The sequence below is a fragment of the Bacillus sp. AFS040349 genome, from assembly GCF_002577655.1.
Classification (GTDB): domain Bacteria; phylum Bacillota; class Bacilli; order Bacillales; family Bacillaceae; genus Metabacillus.
Window position 1 is genome coordinate 1 of sequence record NZ_NUMC01000041.1, and the last position, 22869, is coordinate 22869.

21 protein-coding genes are annotated in these 22869 nt (G+C 34.7%); 3 read left to right on the forward strand and 18 right to left on the reverse strand.

Annotated elements, in window-relative coordinates:
• Window positions 1-175 precede the first annotated feature (175 nt).
• From COD11_RS10005 to COD11_RS10015, 3 genes are all read right to left on the reverse strand, one after another.
• A complete protein-coding gene (locus COD11_RS10005; RefSeq protein ID WP_098796643.1) occupies window positions 176-496 on the reverse strand; it encodes an 8-amino-7-oxononanoate synthase in 321 nt (106 codons plus the stop codon).
• A gap of 15 nt (window positions 497-511) precedes the next feature.
• Window positions 512-1408: an HD-GYP domain-containing protein gene (locus COD11_RS10010; RefSeq protein ID WP_231307669.1), complete on the reverse strand. Its 897-nt coding sequence runs from the start codon at window positions 1406-1408 to the stop codon at window positions 512-514.
• Between the two features lie 196 nt (window positions 1409-1604).
• Window positions 1605-2246: a peptidylprolyl isomerase gene (locus COD11_RS10015; protein ID WP_098796646.1), complete on the reverse strand. Its 642-nt coding sequence runs from the start codon at window positions 2244-2246 to the stop codon at window positions 1605-1607.
• A gap of 102 nt (window positions 2247-2348) precedes the next feature.
• On the opposite strand from COD11_RS10015, the gene COD11_RS10020 reads away from it, so the two are divergent.
• Both COD11_RS10020 and COD11_RS10025 read left to right on the forward strand, forming a co-directional pair.
• Window positions 2349-4271, forward strand: a complete 1923-nt coding sequence (locus COD11_RS10020; protein WP_483296285.1) for a DUF294 nucleotidyltransferase-like domain-containing protein — start codon at window positions 2349-2351, stop codon at window positions 4269-4271.
• Window positions 4272-4277: 6 nt separating this feature from the next.
• The gene (locus tag COD11_RS10025) at window positions 4278-5027 is read left to right on the forward strand and encodes a 3'-5' exonuclease (protein ID WP_098796649.1); all 750 of its coding nucleotides are present in this window, start codon (window positions 4278-4280) and stop codon (window positions 5025-5027) included.
• A 45-nt stretch (window positions 5028-5072) separates the two neighbouring features.
• Here the strand turns inward: COD11_RS10025 and COD11_RS10030 are convergent, their stop codons facing one another.
• Window positions 5073-5327, reverse strand: a complete 255-nt coding sequence (locus tag COD11_RS10030) for a hypothetical protein (RefSeq protein ID WP_098796652.1) — start codon at window positions 5325-5327, stop codon at window positions 5073-5075.
• 261 nt (window positions 5328-5588) lie between these two features.
• On the opposite strand from COD11_RS10030, the gene COD11_RS10035 reads away from it, so the two are divergent.
• On the forward strand, window positions 5589-6581 hold the full coding sequence (locus tag COD11_RS10035) for a hypothetical protein (RefSeq protein WP_141549668.1): 993 nt from the start codon (window positions 5589-5591) through the stop codon (window positions 6579-6581).
• 610 nt (window positions 6582-7191) lie between these two features.
• Here the strand turns inward: COD11_RS10035 and COD11_RS10040 are convergent.
• The 14 genes from COD11_RS10040 to COD11_RS10105 form a co-directional block, all read right to left on the reverse strand.
• Entirely contained in the window at window positions 7192-9258 is a 2067-nt protein-coding gene (locus COD11_RS10040) for a heavy metal translocating P-type ATPase (RefSeq protein ID WP_098796658.1), read from the reverse strand.
• 24 nt (window positions 9259-9282) lie between these two features.
• Window positions 9283-9603, reverse strand: coding sequence for an ArsR/SmtB family transcription factor (locus COD11_RS10045; RefSeq protein ID WP_098796661.1), 321 nt, complete (start codon window positions 9601-9603; stop codon window positions 9283-9285).
• Between the two features lie 96 nt (window positions 9604-9699).
• On the reverse strand, window positions 9700-10389 hold the full coding sequence (locus COD11_RS10050) for a ZIP family metal transporter (protein ID WP_098796665.1): 690 nt from the start codon (window positions 10387-10389) through the stop codon (window positions 9700-9702).
• 78 nt (window positions 10390-10467) lie between these two features.
• Window positions 10468-12708, reverse strand: a complete 2241-nt coding sequence (locus tag COD11_RS10055) for an AAA domain-containing protein (protein WP_098796668.1) — start codon at window positions 12706-12708, stop codon at window positions 10468-10470.
• 128 nt (window positions 12709-12836) lie between these two features.
• Window positions 12837-13202 carry a hypothetical protein gene (locus tag COD11_RS10060; protein WP_098796671.1) on the reverse strand — a complete coding sequence of 122 codons (366 nt, stop codon included), beginning with the start codon at window positions 13200-13202 and terminating at the stop codon, window positions 12837-12839.
• Between the two features lie 147 nt (window positions 13203-13349).
• On the reverse strand, window positions 13350-14138 hold the full coding sequence (locus COD11_RS10065; RefSeq protein WP_098796674.1) for an HAD family hydrolase: 789 nt from the start codon (window positions 14136-14138) through the stop codon (window positions 13350-13352).
• A gap of 176 nt (window positions 14139-14314) precedes the next feature.
• Entirely contained in the window at window positions 14315-14836 is a 522-nt protein-coding gene (gene uraD, locus COD11_RS10070) for a 2-oxo-4-hydroxy-4-carboxy-5-ureidoimidazoline decarboxylase (protein WP_231309764.1), read from the reverse strand.
• Between the two features lie 34 nt (window positions 14837-14870).
• Window positions 14871-15374 carry a (2Fe-2S)-binding protein gene (locus tag COD11_RS10075; RefSeq protein WP_098796677.1) on the reverse strand — a complete coding sequence of 168 codons (504 nt, stop codon included), beginning with the start codon at window positions 15372-15374 and terminating at the stop codon, window positions 14871-14873.
• Between the two features lie 14 nt (window positions 15375-15388).
• Window positions 15389-17656, reverse strand: coding sequence for a xanthine dehydrogenase subunit D (pucD, locus tag COD11_RS10080; protein ID WP_098796680.1), 2268 nt, complete (start codon window positions 17654-17656; stop codon window positions 15389-15391).
• A gap of 3 nt (window positions 17657-17659) precedes the next feature.
• Window positions 17660-18535, reverse strand: coding sequence for an FAD binding domain-containing protein (locus tag COD11_RS10085; protein ID WP_176551037.1), 876 nt, complete (start codon window positions 18533-18535; stop codon window positions 17660-17662).
• Between the two features lie 105 nt (window positions 18536-18640).
• Window positions 18641-19264, reverse strand: a complete 624-nt coding sequence (locus tag COD11_RS10090) for a nucleotidyltransferase family protein (protein ID WP_098796683.1) — start codon at window positions 19262-19264, stop codon at window positions 18641-18643.
• Window positions 19257-20261: an XdhC family protein gene (locus COD11_RS10095; protein WP_098796684.1), complete on the reverse strand. Its 1005-nt coding sequence runs from the start codon at window positions 20259-20261 to the stop codon at window positions 19257-19259. Before COD11_RS10095 ends, COD11_RS10090 begins: the two co-directional genes overlap by 8 nt.
• An 18-nt stretch (window positions 20262-20279) precedes the next feature.
• Window positions 20280-21623, reverse strand: coding sequence for a 5'-deoxyadenosine deaminase (locus tag COD11_RS10100; RefSeq protein WP_255301589.1), 1344 nt, complete (start codon window positions 21621-21623; stop codon window positions 20280-20282).
• A gap of 254 nt (window positions 21624-21877) precedes the next feature.
• On the reverse strand, window positions 21878-22693 hold the full coding sequence (locus COD11_RS10105; protein ID WP_098796685.1) for a Cof-type HAD-IIB family hydrolase: 816 nt from the start codon (window positions 22691-22693) through the stop codon (window positions 21878-21880).
• Window positions 22694-22869 lie beyond the last annotated feature (176 nt).

Below are 22869 nucleotides of genomic sequence, written 5' to 3' on the forward strand. Positions count from 1 at the left end.
AATCTTTTGACACTACCATTGTTATCCTATAATAACTTATCGCAAAGACTTGACAAGGTCAATGGCTTGAAAAGTATTCCGAATCTTACGTTTTTTCCGAACAAAAAAAGATCTTATTTCTCGGGTAAAAGAAATGTACCTCCAAGAAAAAAGATCTCTTAAATCTATTAAACTATTAAAACATTGGAACTGGTGGGTCTATCGCTAGAACTGGTTGTCCATTTATTGTAAACCAAATATAATAATGATCTATTTCAATATCTAGGTGATTTTCTATTTTTTGTATAATCTCTTCTTGAACTTGAAAGCTAATTGAAGCTGTTTTATCACCTAAGGGTATATTTTTCAGCCCTAACAAATCTGCAATATATCTAGCATCCTCATATGAGACTTCAACCTGCTGATCATATTCTGATAAATAAGCAGCTTGAACAGGAGAAAATGTTAAAATTATGGCTAATGAGATCGCTGTAAATAAAGTTATCCAATATTTCATCTTTATCACCTCCTTTTAAGTTTGTAAATGAGCAAACACATCTACAATATCAGGATGATAAAAACTACCTTTGTTTTTCTTTAATTCATGAACAGCCTCTTCCTTTGTTCTAGCTTTTTGATAGGGACGATTACTAGTAATGGCATCATATGCATCAACCACTGATATAATTGAAGCTTTAATATCAATCTCGTCCTTTGATAATCCATATGGATAACCTCTTCCATCGTATCGCTCATGATGCTGTTCAACAATTTTTCCGGCATTTACTAATAACGGCAATTTTGTTTCTTCCAAAACCATACGTCCATAAATAGTATGCTTCTTCATGATATCCCACTCATCGGTAGTTAATTTCCCTGGTTTTTGTAGAATGTTTAATGGAATTATTATTTTTCCAACATCATGAAAAAAAGAAGCCATGTTTAGTTGTAATAAGTCATTTGAATTTAAGCCTATTTCTTCTCCAACCTGCATAGCAAGGTTTGCAATTCTTGCACAATGATCCCCTGTATACCCATCTTTCTCTTCTATAGAAACAGCAAGCTTAACCAATTGTCTTGATACATTACTATAGCGATGAAAAATAGGCTGTGAAGTAACATAGATAAATTCTGTAGGACCAATTGATTGGAAAACATAATGTTCAGTTATTGGTAATCTGTAAAAAGAATCGCCGGTTTTATAAGCCTTAAAACTACCATCTTCCATTTGAAGCTTCAGCTGACCATTTACGATAAATAAATACTCAAGTGCAGACCAGCCCGCTTCAGGCTCAAGTGCCCATCTAGTATCAGGTTCAAGCTGATGGTGAATAATTTCCGTTTGATCACCCGACGCAATAAGAGAAATGGTTAAACCCTTCATCTTTACTGACTCGATAAAATCAGTTTTATTTGCAAAGCAAGTCATAGAATCCTCACCTTATAATTAATTTAACTAAACTATTATAATGAATAATTTTGAAATAAAATAGATGGTTTTTATAAAATGAAGATAGTACCAATTTAGGAAGTAAAAATCCAAAGCTTAAGAAGAATTGTTCGATAACGGTTTCACCAGCAAACGAAAAAGAAGCAAGGAATCTTCTGTCCCCTGCTTCTTATACCTATTCTATTTTCTCCGGCTCAGGATAATCAACGCCAAATGTTTCAAGTGTAATTTGTTTTATTTTTTGATCTTCCACAGGCTTGTCCTGATTATCCCTTTCAACATTTACGATCTTATCGACTGCGTCCATTCCTTCTGTTACTTTACCAAATGCGGCATAATCACCATCTAGATGTGTAGCCTCAGCAACCATAATAAAAAATTGAGATCCTGCAGAATCAGGGTCTTGAGATCTCGCCATTGAAAGCACACCTCTTTCATGGTTTACCTCATTCTCAACTCCATTCGATTCAAACTCTCCTTTAATTCCATACCCAGGTCCACCAGTCCCTCGACCTTCAGGATCTCCTCCTTGAATCATAAAGCCTGGTATCACTCGATGGAAGATAAGGCCATCATAAAAACCTGATTCAGCAAGAGAAATAAAATTATTCACCGTATTTGGAGCGATATTTGGATATAACTCAACTTTAATCGTATCGTTATTCTCCATTGTAATTGTAGCAATCGGATTGTCTTCAATTTTTTGCACTGGTTGTGTAGTTTCTTCCTGTTCAGGTTGACTTTGTTCATTTGTACCACAGCCACCTATAATAAGCATGACTAAGAAAATAATACTTAATAAACTCTTGGATTTCATGACTTACTCCTTTCAAACATATATGTACTTTTCTAACCCTCATGACTTTATATCTAGACTTCATCTATGTTACGGTAAAAGTATACAGTAAAAGAATAGGTGGTGTCTAACTTGGTATATACGGAATTAAAGCATCTTTTGAAAGATTACTACCCATTTACATTGTTAACAGATTTTCAGTTACAAGAAATGACCGATAAAGCAACACAAGCGACTTTTGCTCAAAATGAATTTATTTTTCATGAACATGAAAGAGCAGATCATATTGATATCTTTTTTTTAGTATCTGGATTAGCAAAAAATATTTTACATCAAACAAATGGAAAGCAGTTATCACTTCGATACTATTATCCTGGAGATATTATTGGTTTAATGGTCATGTTCACAAGTGGTGAGTTAGAATTTTCTGTTCAAGCATTGGAAGATTGTACGGTTTTTAAGCTGAACAAGCGTCATTTCTTTGAGATCATGACACGAAATAATGATTTTTCAAAGGTGATTTGGGAAAGTATTGGTGAAAGAACAAAGTCCTTATATGATGAAATGAAAAACAAAGCAACTCATGATGATGATGAAAATGTTCACCTATTAAAAACACGTGTAAAAACACTAATGAATCAACCTATTCTCATCCAACCTCACCTTACAATGGATAGAGCAGCACAGCTTTTAGATGAGAGAAATGTTACTGGATTAATTGTGAATGATGAACAATTAAAAATGAAAGGAATCATTACAAATAAAGAAATATTAAGATATGTATCCCAGCCATCTTCCTCTAATCTCGTTTTAGACTGGATGAACAAGCAGCCTTATTATGTTGAAGCTGATGCGTTTGCTTTTGAAGCTCTTTCTTATATAAAAAATAAAGCAAATGAGTTTATTCCAGTTATTCATAATGGGAGTGCAATCGGAGTATTAACCAGTCGCTCATTCCTTAATCTTGAAAACTCCAGCTACTTAGATCTTACTTATAATGTGAAAAATTCAAGATCAATTGATTCTCTTTTACAGCAAGGATCTTTAGTAAATTCAACGTTGAAATCCTTTGTTCAAGAGCTTGTTGAAAAGGAGAGTTATGCTTATGAAGTATCTGAAGTAATTACAAATCATAATGATAATATCCATAGACAAATTATTAAACTAGCAGAAAATGAGATGAAAGCTGAGGGCTATGGAACTCCGCCAATTAACTATTGTTTTATCATTATGGGAAGTCAAGCACGACATGAACAAGGATTTCGCACAGACCAAGACAATGGTCTTATTTTAACCAATTATGATCACCTACCTAATCGTGCGAATATTGATGAGTATTTCAAAAAATTCACTCATAAGATTAATGAATATTTAAGTTTATCAGGTTTTCCTGAATGCACAGGTGGAATTATGGCAAAAGAGTCTAAATGGAGAAAATCTTTATCAGAATGGAAAAAAGAAATCCAAACATGGAAAGATGAACTTGATGCACAAGAAATTCAAAATTTCACGATGTTTTATGATTTCAGGCCTATTTTTGGTGATTTTTCTCTCGCTGAAGAAATAAGAGATTTTCTGACAAACAAAGCTAAAAAATCAAAAACCTTACAACAATTATTAATGAAGGATGCTCTTCGATTTAAGATTCCTGCACATCCTCTAGGTATTATTAATTTAAAGCAGAAGTATAAGAAAATAAATGTTAAAAAAACCGGTTTAACACAGATTATTTATTCAACAAGAATTAATGCCATTAAATACGGAATCAATGAAGTGAGTACGGTTAAACGACTTAATGAATTAAAGAAGATTCAAGCTATGCATCCGCGAGATGTTGAAAATGCAAAAACAGCACTTCACTATTTGCACTATTTTCGATTGCAACAAAACCTTAATCAGCTTGAGAACAACCAACAAGTTTCGAATGAAGTCAATGTGAATGAGCTTTCAAAAGAGGATCGAATAAAACTTAAGGAAGCACTGCAGGTTGCTCATCGCATGCAGCAAGTAACCAAGATTAGCTTTAATCGAAATCGGGTGGTGTAAAACAGATTGCCAGATGATATAAAAATATTAAAATATATATTTTGGGATCAATTATTTTTTAAACATCGCATGAACAAAATGATCCAGCTTCCAGAATACGATTATGCCGTTACTTCAATTGAACGCTTTGTAGAAAGTCAAAAAGGATTAATGAAAGAAGATTTACGCTCCTGTACATTTACAATTTTTGATTTAGAAACAACTGGTTTTTTCCCAAACATGGGTGATGAAATCATTTCTATCGGTGCGATCAAAGTCAAAAATTTTGAAATCCTGTATGATGAGGCGTTTTATACAATTATGAAACCAATCAACAAAATTCCGAAAACAGTGGAAGAACTAACAGGATTATCAGGAGAAATATTAGCTAAGGCTCAATCTTTTCCAGTTGGGATACGTAAATTTCTCGACTACTGTGAAGGAAGTATTTTGGTTGCCCACCCTGCTACATTTGATATCGAGTTTATGAAAACCGTTCTTAATCAATGGAATTTCCCAAACTTTTCAGTTGATTTTCTGGATTCCCATTTGATTGCAAATGACTTATATACAGGAGAAAGAAATTATTTAGATAATCTTGTAGAACGATTTAAAATATCCGAACGAGAACGTCATCATGCATTAAATGATGCTGTCATGACTGCAAATGTTTTTATCAAACTTCTACAGCAGTATGATCGGTCATTTATAAAAAATCCTAAACAACTATTAGATACAATCGAAGAAAACAGGATAATTAATGATGGTTTATCTTAAAGATGGCAACTAAAAAAGGTGTGACAAATTGTCACACCTTTTTGTTTATATTTTTTTGAAAATAGCAGCTTGAGACGTTATTTCTCCTGCTTGATAATTTGTAATATGAGAGAATTTGTACACGCATCCGAATCCATCAATATCGAATAATGTCATTTCCATAAAATCTTGTGGAAGTTCGTGTAAATGCTTCAAAAGAATTTCATTTTCTGTGTTGAAATGTAAATCCCCCTCCTGTAAGTAATGGACGAAAGGATTTGTTTCTAGACGTTTTTCTAATGGAATGTTATAAAAATTCATTTAAAGCACCTCACCTTTTAGTTTTCTTTGTTTTCTGTATTTTCTGATTATTTATATAATACAACAAAACTTCTCGTTTGAAAACTATTTTTTAAAAATTTTTATTATTTTTCTTGTCATATTATGACTATAGTAAAATCTTTATTTCCTACACTTTTATCTTGATCACATCCAGTTCCCTTTTCTCAAGTATACTAAACAAATGATACCAATTACCAAAGGGAATATTCGTGATAAAATGTGATGGAGGATGTGATGATTTTGAAGAAATTTAGAGGATTTTTTATTATATTACTATTATCATTGCCTATTCTTGCTAGTTTTACTACAGGCAGTACGGTTGGAGCCTATTCATCCTTTTTATCTCCAGAAGGTATTCATTTTGTTAGTTATTCCCGAGAATGGGACGAACATAAATTAGTAGAATTATATGAAGAACTTAAACAGAATAAGTACGGAGAAGAAATAAATAGGCTTCAAGAAATCAGGGTCGAAGCAGGAAGGCATTCCTCAGGAGATACAAAGGGCAGCTACCATGCGATATTAAAGACGATTATACTTTATCAAGGTGACAAGTATCTTGAACCTGCTGATTATCGCGAAACATTGTCACACGAATATGGCCATCATTTTGCTTATTATTATTTTCCTTCCCATCACCTCCCTTTTTCTAGATGGCAAAAGTTAAGAGGCATAAACGTTGGCCAGCTTCAATGGGATGCGTTTTGGAATTATGAAGAAAAAAATCATTCTTTCTATCCGCAAGAAATTATTGCAGATGATTATGTACTTTTATATGGTGCAACAAATCATGTTAGTCCAAATGATGTTTATAGTAATGAAGCTTTTTATCTGCGTACTCAGCATGAAAACCAACAACTTCCGAACGTGTTAGAAAATAAAGAACTTCTTGCTTACTTAGAAGAAGAAAGCGGAGTAGCTATTGATAAAAACCGTCTTATCCAAACCCCTTCCTTTACAATTATTGAAGATGACAAAATAAGCTTTTCTGTCACTGAAAAGTCTAATATTGCTTATAGATTAAATATTGAGCTTTTTAGTCCTTCTAACGAACAACAAACGCTAGAGCTCTATACAATTACAGATGATGAAGACAACGAGATCAATTTCTCTTTAAATGATGTTGGCTACGGTCACTTTTCAGATTATGAATCTGCCATAATATCAATTGATGTTGTCGATTTAACAACATCGATTGGATTTGAGACAAAGGAAACAACATTGAACTTTTAATATTAAAGAGAAAATGACAGATAATAAAGGGATAATAACGAGTTCCGTCTTTTATCCCAATTAATTAAATATGGTCTTATCACAGGCAGAATGTAGTGTTTTCTAAATTGAATAATGGTCCAGATTCATGAACTGGACCATTATTCTTATGTAAACAAAATTGTAATAAATTCACTTGTGTATCGTTTTCTAGTGAAAATGTGAAATATGCATTCGCAAACCAGAAATGTGTATGCTTTTGCATAGGTAGACAGCTTTAAACCATTCGCATAATCCAATAAATGTATAAAATGATATTAAAAGTGGTCGTAATTGTAATTTTCATCCATTTACGTATCGTTTTCTAGTGAAAATGTACAAAATACATTCACAAACCATAAATGTGTATGCTTTTACATAGGTGGACAGCTTTAAACTATTCTTAAAATCCAATAAATGGTAAATGGGATATCGGCAGTGGCCCTAATTGTTTTTTTCATTGTGTATCGTTTTCTAGTAATAAGCTAAAATGACCATCAAAACAGTGTTCAATTTGATGGTCACCTTGAATAATACTTTTAAAGTTTTTGAAAATTAACCGAACCCTTTAAATACATACACAATCCTTTTCCTATTTCCTCTCATATAAAACAGTTAAGCTAATCAATGTGACAAGTATAGTTGCTCCCATATCTGAAAGGATTGCAATCCATAGTGTTAGTAAGCCAGGAATGGTTAACAATAAGGCAATTAGCTTCAATCCAAGTGCAAGGGTAATATTAAGCTTAATAATGGAATTCACTTTCTTCGCTGATTTAATAGCTGAAGGTAATTTTCCAAGATGGTCCTGCATTAATACAATATCAGCTGTTTCAATCGCACTATCTGTTCCTTTTCCCATTGCAATTCCTAAGTCTGCTGTTGCAAGTGCTGGTGCATCATTAATTCCATCACCAATCATTGCAACCTTCTTGCCTTGAGATAGCTCTTTTACTTTTTCAACTTTCTCATCTGGCAACAAGCCAGCGAAATATGAAGTTAATCCAACTTTGGATGCTACTTTCTTTGCGGTGCTTTCATGATCACCAGTTAACATCACTGTCTTTTGGATTCCTGCTTCATGTAAAGCCTTCATAACGTCCGCACTTTCTTCTCTTATTTCATCTGAGATCCCCATGATTCCAAGTACATTTTCAGAAGTAGCTAATATAACTAATGTCATGCCAGATTGTTTATATTGTTGTATTTGTGCTTTTATTTCTTCCTCTATTTGCACATCTTTCATATGTGCTTCGTTACCGAGAAAGTAAGTCACACCATCAATTTTTGCAACAATGCCACTTCCTGAAACTGTTTTTATTTCTTCTGGTTCAATTAAAGTAAATCCTTCAGCTTTTCTGAGCACTGCTTTTGCAATCGGATGTGATGAGCTTTTTTCAATCGAAGCTGCAATTTGTAAAAACTTCGGATCATATTCTACATAATTCTCAACAAATGGCTGTCCCTTTGTAAGTGTACCTGTTTTATCAAAGGCCACCGTATGGATTTTACCTAATTGCTCTAAGAATACTCCGCCTTTTACAAGTATTCCATTGCGGGCATTTTTTGTAATACCAGACACAATAGCGATTGGTGAAGATAGAACTAAAGCACATGGACAACCTACAATTAATACAGCTAACCCTTGATAAAACCACTCTCCCCAGCTACCGCCAAAAACCAATGGTGGGATTAGCATAACAATGGCAGAAATGATCATAATTAATGGCGTATAATATTTGGCGAACTTATTTATAAACAATTCTGTTGGTGTTTTTGTTTCTTGAGCTTCTTCTACTAAATGAAGAATTTTTGCTAAAGACGATTCTTCATATGCTTTAGTGATTTTTATTTTTAGTACACCTTCATTGTTAATACTTCCACCATAAACCGGTTCATCTTTTTCTTTTTCAACTGGCATGCTCTCACCTGTTATGGCTGCTTCGTTTACAGAGCTTTTTCCTTCCAAAACTAAACCATCCGAAGGAATTTTTTCACCGGAACGAACTAATACAATTTGATTTGTTTTTAAGGATGAAATCTTGACTATTTTTTCTTGACCATTATCAAGTACTGTAGCTTCCTTTGGTGCAATTGCTAGCAGTTTTTCCATTGAATTTCTCGCTTTTTGCATACCCAAGCCCTCTAGGTATTCATTTAATCCAAAAAGGATTGCAACTAAGGCGCCTTCTTTCCATTCTCCAATACCTAATGCACCAATTAAGGCAATGGTCATTAACGTTTCAATATTAAATTTTAATTTAAATAGATTTTTCAATCCCTTGATAAAGGTTTGATATCCACTTAAAACGGTTGCTGCAAGAAAAAGTCCGATTGCAATATATTCATTAAAAAAGATATCGGTTAGAATCCCTGCAATATAGAAAATAGCTGATAAGGATAAAAGGACAATCCAATTTATCCCTGTAGGATGATGATGGTCATGATCATGCTGCTCATGCTCGTCAGCTTCTATATATGCCCCATCTGAAGATAAAATCCTTTTTACTTTTTCAATGTCAACATTACTTTCTAGTTTAAGCTTACCTGTGTTATAGCTTAAAGATGCTGTTTGTCCTGACGGCAATTTATTTATTTCTTCCTGTAATTCTCTAGTACAGTTTGCACATGTTAATCCTTTAACTTTATATTCTTCCATTGTGCTCAACTCCAACATAAATACTTAATGATGCTGTGCATGGTTAATTGTTTGTTGCAAGACATTCATTACGTGATTATCATCAGGCGAATAATATAATGTTGTCCCTTCCCTTCTATACTTAACCAAACGTAGATTCTTCAAAAATCTTAATTGATGTGAAACGGTTGACTGAAGCAAAGATAACTTTTCAGCAATTTCATTCACTGAGTGTTCACTTTGCGAGAGCAAGTGTAAGATTTTAATTCTGGTTGGATCACCTAATGCTTTAAACGTCTGAGAAACGATAAATAATGTTTCTTCATCTAATTGCTCTTGCGGTTCCTTTTTACCTGATTCTTCCATGATCAACACCTCTTACTCTTTAGTATATATTAAAATATGTATATATGTTCATATTATCTAACTAAATAATAAAAAAATAATTGGCTCTTGTCAATCCTAGCCAATTAATAAAAAAACGTTTACTAAGAAAATACCGGTTAATAAACTAAGCCAATGATAAAAACGATTTCCCTTCTCATTTGATGTAAGAAATAATTCAACAATCGAAATATATAACATTGTACTAATAGCTACACCTAATAAGGACCCTAAAATCATGTCATTTTCTATCATCATGAAATTTCCAAGTAATACAAATCCATAAAGACTAAATGTAAGATAAAGAAATGCAGAGACTAAATGATGAGGTTTAAGCTTTAATGCGATTGCTAGCATCATTAATGCCATCCCCTCAGGTAAGTGATGTAAAATAATGAGATGAAAAAGATGTCCTTCGTGATCAGCATGATTCCCTAATGCAAATCCTGAAGGTGCATTATGTAATGTAATGGCGATAAGAAGTAGGAAGAAAGTAGACTTTGATTCACCTTTTGATGAACGGTGTACATACTGATCAATTATGATCATACATAGAAGTCCGACTCCTATTCCCATAACAATAGATAAAGGTTGATAATGCGAAAAACTATGTGGAATAAACTCAAGACATAGCATCCCCACTATCATACCGGCACTAAGGGAAAACAAGTAGTCAATCTTCCCATTTACAATTTTACTTATGATAAGGGATAACACCCCACCTGTTACCAATGATAAAAACACATAAAGACAAAATAAAAAACCCAATCTATTCCCTCCATTACGTTACAGATAAAGCAATTACTTTAAGTTATGAATAGCTTTTCCTGTTTAGTACAAGAGCGATTAAGAGATGATTTGTGAAAGAAAGTAATCAATAACACTTTCAGAATGTAAACGTACTCCAACATATGGAGGTCTCACATAGTTGTTCATCTCATATGGCATACCTAGCCACAAGTATTTTTTATCTATTATCATGAAAGGAAATGAAACAGATTGGGCTATAAGCTGATCTCCTTTAATGTTATTCATGTTTTCAGGAGAGATTGTTGTTAAACGGACATTGGATCTTCGACTATTTATCATGTTTATCCACTCTTCGGATAATTCTTTGGTAGGAAGTCCAACAATTATTGAAGAATTGGCCATTTTCACATCTTTCGTGATGATTTCAAGCTTTTTTGCATGTATCCATGTTAAATTTGAATGCTGGTTTTTAACCCATGTCCCTATTTGCTGTTGTCCTACTATTTGATTTTTGCTTACCTGATGATTTACAAGCTGGCGTATTGTTTTTCCACGAAAAACCTTTGATTGAAGAAATTGCTGATCAGCCAGATGAACGAATTTCCCTCTAGTTCTTGTCATTGCAACATTAATTAGTCGTTCGCTATCCTTACCAGTTAAAAGCATTCCAGGACGTTCTTGCGGATAACTGTCGACCGTATCAAATACCATGACATCCCTTTCACTTCCTTGAAATCTGTGAACTGTTGCAGAAATAATATCCGACTCCATTCTTTCCACCGCATATACATCATTTAGCAACATGTCCATTAAAGCTGCCTGAGCACGGTAAGGTGTAACATATCCAATTGACCTTGCTCCTGCTAAGTATGACTCATGAATCACTTGAAAGGATAAAAGTAAATGCCAAAGGTTATATCGAGAATTTGATGTTTTTTCACGCATACTGTACATTCCACTATAACTGCTGTCCAACAATATGGAGGAACGATTTGAAAATGGTTCTCTTCCTACAATTGAATTTCTAGCCGATTTCATACTTTCGTGATCACCAACAAGATCATGATAAATGTACTTATTTGTGAATGAAGAAATATCAGGGTGCATTCTCCTTTGTTCTTTTAGCAAAAAAAGATGAGGATGTATAGTTCTTTTCGAATTTTCTTCAAGCCAATCAACTACACCTGCTTTATGAAAGATATCGTTCCTTAACCATTCGTCAACAAGAGCATGTTTTGCAGAAGCAATGGGAGGAAGCTGTTTAAAATCTCCACAAATGATGACTCTGCGACCTAGAGTTGCGGCAAAAGCAATTTGCGGAATATAGGCCATACTTGCTTCATCAATTATGACAAGATCATAGTTTTTTTCATAAATGCTCGGATCATTTGCAGCCTTTGATAATGTTGTTCCTACAAGATTGGCATCCTTTACAAGCTCAATTTCCTTCTGTCTTATTTTTTCTAAAACTGTTGCTAATTTACGTTCAATTTCAAGCAATTGTTGAGAATCTCTTTGACTGTAGGATTGTGAAAGGGTTTGCTTCATTCCCCTTCTATGTTCATGCAAATCATTTCTTTGTTTCGCTAATTCCGGGTGCCTTTTATGAATCAGCTCCAATGTTGTTAAGTTATCTTTTGATGTAATCGACGTTTGCGATCCATAACGAAGCAAATCACCTTCTCGGAAATGACCTTTTTTATTAATAAAACGAGAAATTTCCATCATTAACACATCAACTGCTTGATTACTCTGAGACAAAACTAATACTCGATCGCCTTTTACATATTTATTTCCTGCTAACCTACTCAATGTATAGGTTTTACCTGTGCCAGGGGGACCCCAAACAAATGTGACAGGGTTATATTTGCTTCGTAATACAAGTTCATGAACAGCTGATTTTACTTTTTCGGTAGGGTGCTTTGGATCATTAGATGGATCCATCAATCTTTTAATTCGGGTTTTCTTCCGCTTACTTTCTTTTATTTCATCAAATCTTTCATGAAGTTGATCTAACAACTCCCATGGATCATGAAGTAAAAAAAGCTCGGAAGGTTCATGTCCAAGGTTCTCCTCCAATAATAAGATTACACTTTTCCCCTCTGATGAAAGAATTTTACCGTTCACGGTTCGTTTTCCAAATTCGACTTTAATGGAAGAGCCATTTGGCACTCGAATGGGAACAGTTGATTCAAAATAATAAGTAAATGAGCCATCATTGGACATCAACTGACCATCTTTTAATGCATACCTTGTACTTCCATATTTCTTTAAATGCATGATTTCCACACGGATTGCCTTTTGCCATGTTTTTATATAATAATTGGTAGATTTCATCTTTATTACTTCCTTATCTTTTTCTAACAGTTTTCACCGAAACAAACTATACCATGATGGAGTTTGAAAAGCTAACAGCTTTAAAATAAAAAAAGGACCAAAATTGGTCCCTTATACACAAATCTTATCTAAACCAACATATCCTTAGAATGGTTGGTACAAGTGCATTCAGTTAAGCTGTAACCTGTAACTTGAAATCCATTTTTTTGTAAGAAGCGAACACCCATGTTCTTTTCAAGTTGGTTTCCAGCAATAAGATGTACTCTTTTATTAGGAATTTCATGGAAATACCTTCTTAAATATGCAATAGGTATAACAATTGAATCGAAGTTTTTCATCGTTGATAAATTATTATAATCTCTTACATCCACAACTTGACTAGATTGATCATGATGATCTATATCTACACAAGGTACATTCTTAATAGAAATTGACCTTTTAAAAAAACTTCCGATTAACACGATAAAAATAATACCAGCTATGAGATAAAGCATCTCCCTTCCCCCTCTAAGAAGTAAATGACAATGTTATTAACTTATATTAATATAGATGCTTTTAGATGGTTTTATCAAGTAATTGGATTTGAAATTTGATCATTTTTTTTGCTAACTAGCTGTCGCTAACTGTTGCATGCATTCGCCTTACTTGTTAAGTTGATCTAAAATTGGATACAGCTCTTCAAGATGAGTGATTTCAAAGTCTGGTTGTACTTCGTTTCGTTCTTTGTTATGACGGTTAATCCAAACAGATTTCATTCCAACTCTTGATGCACCTAAAATATCTGTCATAAGATTATCTCCTACCATTATTGCGTCATCTTTTGAAAGATTCACCTTTTCTAATGCATGTTCAAAAATAGTTGGATCAGGTTTGCCTCTTCCAAAGGCACCGGAAATAATAATTTGCTCAAAGTAAGGAACTAGCTCTGGAGTAATTTCTAATTTAGTATTTTGTAAGTCTGGAGAACCGTTTGTTAACAAAAGAAGACGATAAGATTCCTTTAACTTGTCCAACACTTGAAAAGACTCATCGTAAACAAAAGGTTTTTTTCTTCTTTGTGCTGGAAATTCTTCAGCTAGCGTTGCTCCATAGTCAGGATCATCAATCCCACAAGCTTTTAAGCCTCTTGTCCATGCTTCTTTCCGATATGTGGGAACGATTTCTTTCATCTTTCGAAAATTCTCTTCATCGTCTAAAAAGTTACCCCAAAGACCCTCAAACGGATTGATCCCGATCATTTGCGTAAAATCATATGTTTCGTATGAGGAGTAAAGCTCCCTCGCTTCGTTTCGGACAGCTTCTTCAAGCTTTTCAGAATCGATTCCATATTTCTGTTCTGCTAATTGACATGTCGCACTAAATGCTTCCTTTACACTTTTTTGATCCCATAATAACGTATCATCTAAATCAAAGAAAATAGCTTTAATCATGTTTGTCCCCCTAGAACCTATGTATTTTCAAATTGAAAAACTCTTACTATTCAAACAATAGCTTACAGAGATTTAATTAATATGTAAATAGTACCTGAGAAAATCCTTTTATGAAATATTCAAAACAGCAAAAAAACCGCTCTCACTAGTGAGCAGTTTTTCAGTTACAATTAAATTTATACGGATTGTTTCTTCATTTCATCTCGATCTTCATTAGAAATAATTTCCCTTAAAATATAAAAATAAATGCGGAACATTTCTTCAATTGCTGCTTCTATTTCTTCATTTTCACTGTTTTTTAATCTCTTTTTTAATGCATCATAAACAGATTGTTTATTGTGTCCACGCATTGCGATAATAAAGGGAAAACCGAATTTCTTTATATATTTATTATGATAAGCGATGAATTTTTTATATTCTCTAGATGTTAAAGATTTAAATCCCGATTGCTTGCTTACATGATTGTAAGGGTTTTGACCTAGAATTGTTTCAATAAAATCCGGAAGAGTTTGAAGTAGTGCAACTCTTTCTTCAATTGTATATTTTTTTACACGTTTTTTCATTGCATGATGAAGAAATTGATAAGAGGGAAAAGGTCTTAATTCGGATACCTGTTCGGCAATTGAATGCTCAAAAATCCAACGAAAAGTTGAAACAAATTCCTCACGTGTAAGCACATTCGCATCATGAATTGTCATCACTGGATATCACTCTCCATTAAAGATTTTTATCTTACTGAATTTCTTCTTTTTTGTTTACCATCTCTCTGTAACGTTGAACAGCTCTAATGATTCCTGTGTAACCAGTACACCGACAAAGGTTGCCTGATAAATGTTCAAAAACATCCTCATCTGTTGGCTGTTGATTTTGCTCTAACAAATCCTTTAGCGCTATAATCATTCCTGGAGTACAATATCCACATTGAAGTCCACCTTCTTCAAGAAATGCCTGCTGAATTGGATGAAGTGATTGATGTGATACATGTTCAATTGTTTCTATTGTTGAAAGATGTATCTGATAGGCCATGACTAAGCAAGAATTTACAACTTTTCCATTCAGTAATACGGAGCATGCTCCGCACCTTCCGATTTCACAAGATATTTTGGTGCCTGTTAATTGTAAATCTGTTCTTAAAATATCGACTAACCGATAAGTTGGCGGTACGGTTAAATGATACGGTTGACCATTTAATTCAAAAGATAGATCTATTTTATTTTCCACTTTTGCCTTTTTCATTGACGCACCTCCTACTACTTTTCGACAAAGGTTTTAATCGTTAATGCATTTAAAACTTCCTCAGAAGAAACTGGGAGATTCTTCACCCATAATCCACATGCATCATGAATAGCAGCAGTTACAGCAGGTGCAATTGCAACAGTACCAATTTCACCAACACCTCTTGGGCCAAATACATCTCCCTCCATTAAAGACTCGTCAACAAACACCTTCATTTCTTTTGGAATATCTTTAATGGTTGGAATGAGATACGAATCAAGATTTTGTGTATGATAGCGGCCATTTTCCATCACTGAATCTTCATTTATTGTAAAACCAAGACCCATAACTGCCCCGCCTTCAATCTGTCCTAAATAACCTAGTGGATTCACTACTGGCCCTGCAGCCACACAATGGTCCATTTTTGTTACCTTTACCCTACCTGTCAGTTGGTCGATTTCCACCTCAGCTGCAACTGCGGCAAAGGAGTATAAATAATGTCCCCCTATTACTGCATCTGGGGTGGTTGGAAAATGAAATTGCGTATGAAAAATGGGAAGTTTATCAGATAAATAGTTTGCTAAATCGTAATAACTGATAATAAGTTGATCAATTTTTCCTTTCCGCCAAATTCCTTTTCCCCCTAAATACAGAAGATCACGCGTCGTATCTGTGTAAGAGGCTGCCTCATCTAATATTTTATTTAAAAACGGTTCTTTTAGCTTTTGGATGCCATTCCAAATCATATTTGTTGAACGAGATGCTGTTGAGGAACCTGAAGAAGGAACGAGATCTGTGTCACCTATCACAATCTTTAAATCTTCTTTTCTACACCCTAAAGCTTCCATCATCATAATTTCGATTGAAGCCAATAATCCTTGGCCAAATTCTTCAAATCCGAAAGCAATTTCAATTTTCCCATCCTTGGTTAAAGAAATGCGAGAACCTGAAGGATCAGGTCGACCAAAGCCAAGACCCCCTCCATGCATAGTGATTGCCACGCCTCTACCTTTCACATTTAGAGGCTCTGTTTTTAAAGGCTGCGTTAATATTGGAGATTTTTTAATCATATTTAAAACACTTCTGGCTCCATCATTCTTTACTATTCGTTGTCCTAGCGGCCCGGGATCATCTGCTTTTCTAAGATTTTGTTCTCTAAATACTAATGGATCAATTTGTAACAACTCAGCTAGTCTATCGATTTGTGACTCTAATGCAAAGGTAACTTGGTTCCCTCCGAATCCACGATATTCACCTGAAACTCCATTATTTGTAAACACAGAGACCCCTTCAATATCAACATATGGAATGATATAAGGACCGGTTGAATGCTCAACTGCGAAGTCTAAAACAGCTGGTCCAAGTGTTGCATATGCCCCTGTGTCTGCAACAATTCGAACAATGTGTCCTACTAGTTTTCCTTCTTCGTTCGCCCCTGTTGTCATGGTCATCTTCATAGGATGTCGTTTAATACCCGCTCTTACTGATTCCGTTCTCTTATTATGGAGCTTTACAGGTTTTTTTGTTTTAATAGCTAACAAAGCCGCATATGGTTGGATATTTAACTCATCTTTCCCACCGAATGAACCACCAATTGGACTTGATATCACTCGGATAGAACTTTCAGGTATAGATAAGATTCTAGCTAGCTGCATCCGGTCCTTAAAACCGTGTTGTGTTGCTGCATAAACCGTTAATTTACCATCATTCTCTGGAACAACAACTCCTCCCTCTGTTTCCATATATGCATGCATTTGTCTTGGTGTTTCATAGGTTTCCTCAACAATGTAAGGACATTTTTTGAGTTCATCTAAAACATATTCACTGTTCTTGTACCCTGCACGATGTAAGATATTTCCAGAAGGGTGTAATTTCATTTGTGAACTTAAAGCTTTGTCAGGACTATCAATTACCTCAAGTGGTTCATATTCAACAAGAATGAGTGAAAGTGCCTTTATAGCAATTTCCTCATTAACCGCTGCAACTGCAGCAACTGCATCACCTACGTAGCGGACAGTGTCTTCGCACAAAACTGGCTGATCAGGAAATATTAATCCAAAACGGTTCATCCCTGGAACATCTTTATATGTGATGATCGCTTCAACTCCCTCAAGTTGTTCTGCTTCAGTTGTGTTAATGGAGTGAATTTTTGCATGTGGAAATGAACTTCTTAACACTTTCCCAATTAACATATTTGGGAAGCAATAATCAGTTAAATATTTTAGCGAGCCTGTTACTTTATCATGGCCATCAGGACGGATTCTCCACTTACATTTGTACTCGTTTTTATTTAACTCCTTCATCCCTTATTCCTCCCTTAGGATGGTTTCTAATTTTTCTGAAAGAATGTTTGCTGTAACCTTCTTCCGATACGACTCTGTTACAAAGGCATCCGAATATGAGTGAAATTCTTCTAAAATTGTTTTGTATATGATTTCTCTTGTTATGTGAGATCCACTGCCGGTTAAGAGCTGTTCAAGTTTTTGGAATCTAATAGGAAAATGTGTTCCTCCTCCGACAGCTATGCGAACAAATGAAAATTCATTATGATCACACTTGCTAAAACAACAACTTACCGTTACTAAAGATGCTGTAAAGGCTTCTCTTCTTCCAACCTTTCGATAAAAGCTTTTTGTTTTATTAGCTTGAAGAGGAATTAAAATTTCAAGAAGCAAAAAAGGGTATGATTCTTTTTCTTTTAACCAGGTTGCTAAATCAATCATATATATCTGGTCTTTTAGCACTATTTTCACCTTTGCATCTAACACAAGAAGGGCTGGAATGCTGTCACCAATTCCACTTGCTACATTTCCTCCTATTGTTGCACGATTCCGAACAGCAGGTGCAGCTATGTTTCTACAAGCTTCAGTTAATAATGGACAGTGTTCTACTATCTCAGGATGCTTGATACACTCTGCAATCGTGGTAAGTGCACCGATTGCTAAAATATTCTCGTCATTTATTTTTTCATATCTAACTTTTTTTAATTGTTCAATACAGGAAAGATTAATTAGTCTTGAAGGAAAGGGAACACCTGATTCCCACTGAATTTGATGAAGCGTCCCCCCAGCTACGTACTCACCTTCAAAAAGTACTTTCAGTTTTATAGCATCTTCAACTGATATTGGATGTTCAACGACGATTTCTGATTTCAATGGAGTTGAGTGTTGTTCTACATTCATTCCATCACCTAATTTCATTAAAAATTTTTGTGAACAAAACAGATGAGAATAGCAAACGGAGGTAAAGTAGTTTGAGGTTGATTTAAAACCTAGTGCTTTCTTTGATTAGCTAAGTTGGGGACTTACTATTTGTTTATATGTCTCATACTGTTCAAGTGTATCAATATCTATTAATTGGTTATAATCTATATTTATTTTTAAACCTCTTAACATTCCCGTTTTCAGAAAGCTTCTTGCCCCTTGATCACCGTTTATTTTTAATAAAGAATCAAATCCATTCTTTTGAAATAAGATTGGTGGTTTTATGGAAACCCCATCGAAAGAGGCGATAAAATCATGTTCATTTGATGTTCGACTTATTAATTTGTCTATCAATTGTGAAGTAATAAACGGTTGGTCCGCTAAAAAAATGATAACGGCATCTGCTCCTACTTGCTTTGCTCTTTGAATACCTGTTCGAAGTGAATATGATTGACCGAGATGTGCTTGCAAGCTGATAATTTGTTCCCAATGAATAGAATTAGTAAGATAGGGTTCAATCGTTCGAAGCCAGGTTGGTTGAAAGTCTTTTGTGACAATAACTAAATGATTAAGCTTTGATTTAACAATTTCCTTTAATGCCATCGTTCCAAGGGGACCTCCCGCTAAAGGCAATGATAATTTACAAGTACCCATACGTGAGCTGTGACCTGCTGCCAAGTAAATGCCCACGATGTTTTCGTTATACATTTACACACCTCCTTGTTTTCTGTTTTATTAATTCAGCAACAATGCTAACAGCAATTTCATGTGGTCCTTCAGCCCCTATTGATAAACCAGCAGGTGAATGTACCCAATCTTGAACCTTTTTTCCTTGTAGCAACCTTTGCGCTCGATCTTTCGAGCCTAAAATTCCTAAGTATGATAGTTGTTTTTTTAGTAAGTCCTTCACTAACTCGAGATCTTTTTGAAAGTGATGTGTCATTAACACAATTGAGTCTAAGGTTGTAAACGTATAGCTAGACAAAAATTCTTCAGGAGATAAAACAACGGTTTCGGTTGCTTGAGGAAAATAATCTTTGTGACAATAGGCTGGTCTCCAATCTGCAACAATGACTCCATAGCCTGATTGTTGAGCAAGTTGTGCAAGAGGTCTAGCATCAGCTCCTGCTCCATAGATAAATAGTCTAGGTCTTGCTTGAATTTCTTGTTTAAAATGGAGATAGTCATCCTCCATTCTCATTGTTTTTGAATGCCATTTCTCTTTTTTTGGAAAAACTCCTTTCCATTGTCCAAAATACTCAGCATTTTCTGTATAAAAGAGATAGCCGCAAACATCACCTTCAAGAGATAGTTGTTTAATGTATGTGACGGATATACCGTGATTAACAAGCTCTCTTACTTTTTTTAAGTGCGACAACAATTGTGGGGTTATTGATTCTATTAACACTTCTATTGTCCCGTTACATCCAACCCCCTGTCCCCAAGACAAGTCATCTTCTGCTGTTAAATCATACGTAATCAATTCAGAGCTCTTCTTATGAAAATAATCTTTACATCTTTCTTGTAAATCTTCTTCCAAGCACCCTCCACTTAACAATCCTGTTTGAACTCCATCTTCATGAAAAAGCATAGTGGATCCAGCCTTTTTATACGAAGAGCCATCCACATTAACAATCGTTGCTAAAACCATTTCCTGTGAGGATTCTGAAATGGTGTCGAGGATTTCATAAATGTCGGTACCCATCCTGCTCCTCCCTCTCTATTAAATCATCGTATCCACTCTTGATATTCTTCGTACTAATCGCTGAATAGAAGAATTTGCTTCTTTTAGTACAGTAGATTTATCAATTGTTAGTAAACGTTGATCTTCCATCACAATTTTCCCATTAATGATCGTTGTTTCTACATCTGCTCTTGTTGCAGAGTAGACAATTCTTGAAATAGGATCAACCTCTGTTGAAGGATACGTATGAAAATCATTTAAGTCTAATATCACAACATCAGCTTTTTTGCCGACTTCTAAGCTACCAATCTCCTTTTCCATTCCCATTGCAGCTGCTCCACCCATCGTTGCCATTTTGAACACTTTTTTGGCATCCATTGCCGTCGGACCATGGTCTGGCTTTTGAATAAGTGCAGTTAGCCTCATTTCATTGAACATATCAAGATTATTGTTACAAGGTGCACCATCAGCACCAATACTAAGAAATACTCCTTGATCATGCATCTCCGGAGTATTTGCCACTCCAGAAGCAAGCTTTAAGTTTGAGCCAGGACAATGACTTACCTTTACTCCTCTATCACGAATAATTCTTTTCTCTTGTTCATCAAGCCATATACAATGAGCTAACAATAGCCTAGAATTTGCTAAGCCAATATGATCCAAATAAACAACATTTCTCATTCCTCGCTCACGTTCAACAAGTTCTATTTCAGTTTGATTTTCTGATGCATGTGTGTGTACCAGTACTTGATACTGTTGAGAGAGATCCCGTACTTGCACTAACATCTTTTCTGAACATGAGATAACAAACCGTGGTGAAAATGCGTAATGAATACGACCATTATCAAAGAGATGCCATTTTTCTAACAAATCAACACTTTCTTGTATGGAAGAACTAGTATTCTCTAATAAAATCGATGGAACATTTGCTCCTTGATCCATCATAACTTTACCAGCTATAGCCCTAATTCCACTTTCAGCTATAGCTTGAAAAGCATAATCTGTATGCCTAACTGTTTCCATATCGATTATCGATGTTGTTCCGCTTCTAATTAATTCTCCTAAACCGAGCATTGCTGAATAGTAAATGGATTCCTCGTCATGCGCAGCTTCAAGAGGCCAGATCTTTTTGGACAGCCAGTCTAATAGCTCTAGATCATCACCTTGCCCGCGAAACAGTGTTTGACAAAGATGAATATGACTTTGAATTAATCCAGGAATAACCGTCTTCCCAGTTGCATCAATAATCTTATCCGGAGTCACATTCTCAATTTGATCCTTTATTGCAACAATTCGATCATCTCTTATTAAAAGATCACCGTGTAAAATTTCACTTTTTTCATTCATCGTTATGATTTCAGCGTTTTTAATTAAAATTTCCACTAAGTTCCGCCTCCTATGCTACCCGACAAACCCAATATCTCGTTACTAAATCTGACAATCATTAAAGTAATAACCTGGTTTTCTAGAGAAACATTCATTCTCTTCTGCTGAATTAGCTAAATTATATCCTCAATTGTAAATTATTGTTACATTTATGTGAGAAATTCTCACAGAGAGTTTTAAATAAGAGTATTTTTATTTTTCAGCTGAAATAAAAAAAGAGTTGCCTACATGATTGTAAGCAACCCTTATATTTAAACAGTAACATTTAAAATAAATTCATCTACTACCTTTGCGACTCCATCATTCATATTCGTATCTGCAACAAAATTTGCCAGATCTTTTATTTCTTGAGGAGCATTTCCCATGGCAACTCCAAGGCCTGCAAACTCAATCATGGATATATCATTATAACTGTCACCAATAGCAATAACTTCTTCCTGTTTAATGCCACATCTTTGAATTAGTTGATTTAAGCTCGTTCCCTTTGTAACACCTTTTTCAGTAAACTCCAGGAAATACGGCTTTGAGCGCATAATTGAAAAATGTTCGTCTAACTCTTCTTGTAACTTCTTTTCAACAACCTTAAGTACATCCGGCTCCGCTACCATTAATGTTTTTACTACTGGCACAGTTACTGACTGTACAAAGTCTGATACCATCTTAATAGGTAATCCGGTTAAAGTAGATTCTTTTTTCGTGAAAGGATTTTCATCCATCGTAATAATTTCATCACCTATATATGTATGAATAAATACATTTTCACGACGGCTTATATCAAACAATTGATGAACAGACTCTGCACTTAATGTACTGCTGAACATTTCTTCATTTGATGAGCAATTTATGATTTTCCCACCATTAAAAGATAGAATATAGCTTCCAAACTTATGTAGCAGCAATTCATTTGCATAGTCTCTCATTCCAAAAGTAGGACGACCTGATGCTAAAACCACCTTTACACCTTGTTCTTGCGCTTTCATTAATGCCTCTTTTGTACGAGATGATATTGTATGATCGTCACATAACAACGTATCATCCAAATCTAATACAATCATTTTATATGTCATGTTTTAAGTCCTTTCTATAGATAGATCACTATATTCATATCCTACTATAAATAGAAGCTTAAAGGAAAGAAACATTCCGGAATTCAAAATATTGCTTTATTAATTATTTAAAATTTCTATCATTCTGATCGACAAATAAAAAACTGGTTTGTGAAACGAGGCCACTGAAAAAGTCC